Origin of the sequence: Micromonospora sp. U56 (genome assembly GCF_018070095.1) — a bacterium.
GTDB lineage: Bacteria > Actinomycetota > Actinomycetes > Mycobacteriales > Micromonosporaceae > Micromonospora > Micromonospora purpureochromogenes.
This window is the reverse complement of sequence record NZ_JAGPYL010000257.1, coordinates 1-1375: the sequence shown is the minus strand read 5'-3', so window position 1 is coordinate 1375 and position 1375 is coordinate 1. Positions and strand designations below refer to the sequence as shown.

Genomic DNA, 1375 nt, shown 5'->3' with positions numbered 1-1375 from the left:
ATGATGGCGTAGACCATCCTGCTGCTGGCGAACTCGGAGACGGTGACGAGTTCCCACCCGAACTGCTCGAGCACTTCGGCCGCCGCCACCGCCTGGGTGACCTGATCGCCGCCGATCCCGCGATGGGTGACGATGGACAGGAGCCGGTAGGGATACGCGCGCAGGTCGGCGTGGTTGCCGAGGACCGCGCTGGCGGTGACCGTGCGGGTGCGCGTGATCTGTTCGAGGGCTTCACGGGCGCTCATCCCGGCACCATAGCTGCTTGTTGCACGGACAGTTCCGCAGCCGAGTCCCGCCACGACAATCCCGACAGGGAGACCAGCCACCACCGAGCGTGAGCCTTCCGCCCACCACGAAGGGCGCGGCGCCATGAGCGACTGGCGACGCACCCGCACCCCCTCCATGACCACCACCCCAGCCGAACCCGCGACCACACGACGGTGGACCGAGGACGACGTCCGCGCGCTGGGCGTGACCACCGACGTCGTCACCGCCGGTCAGATCCTCGGACTGTCCCCCGGCCTACCGCCTCGCCCGCGCCGGCGCCTTCCCCGTCCCGGTCATCTAGGCCGGCCACCAGTACCGGATACCCGTCGCCGGCCTCCTGGCGGCCCTGCGTCTCACCATCCCGGCAACACCCGGCGGCGACGACCCGCACCCACCCGCACCGTAGGTCTCCACCGAGCGGCGGCTGCCCGTGACGACTTGATCGTCGGGGGCAGTCGAGCGTGCATGTTGATCGACGAAACCGCTGCCACCCCACGCGGTCTCACCATCCCTACCGCACCGGAGAGCCTCGCAACATGTCACACGGATCGATCTTCAAACGTTGCGGCTGTCGGCGACCCGCGCACCCGCAAACCCCTGGGCAACCACTGCCCGAAACTCCGACGCGCTAACCGGTCCTGGAACCCTGACCACGGCCACTGGGCCTACCAACTGGAACTCCCACCCACCGCCGACGGCTGCCGCCGACAGCTACGCCCCACCGGCTTCGACACCCACAAACAAGCCGCCGACGAACTCGACCACGCCCGGCAGTTGCTCGACCTCGCCGGCCGCAACCGCCGCCGCCGCACGGAGATCGGCGACCTGCTGCAAGCCACCCTCCGCGCCGGCGGAACCCTGCCCGATGTCGACACCGTCCGCAACCGGCTCCGCGCTGACACCCCACTGGCCGGTGTGCCCACCGTTGCCGACTGGCTGACCACCTGGCTGCAGCGGCTCACCGTCGATGACAACACCCGCCGCGGCTACGAATCCCACGTCCGCGTGCACCTCATCCCCCACCTCGGCGACGTCGTCCTGGACAAACTGCGCCCCCACCACATCGAGGACCTCATCGACAAGATCAAGCAACGCAACGCCGACATCG

1 protein-coding gene and 1 pseudogene are annotated in these 1375 nt (G+C 69.3%); one reads left to right on the top strand and one right to left on the bottom strand.

The window, feature by feature from the left end:
• On the bottom strand, positions 1-245 hold a 245-nt coding region (locus KBX37_RS33860), incomplete at its 3' end, for a transcriptional regulator (protein ID WP_210779885.1).
• Between the two features lie 796 nt (positions 246-1041).
• Between KBX37_RS33860 and KBX37_RS35140 the strand changes: the two are divergent.
• Positions 1042-1375 (top strand): annotated as a pseudogene (locus tag KBX37_RS35140) (N-terminal phage integrase SAM-like domain-containing protein); the annotation flags it as partial.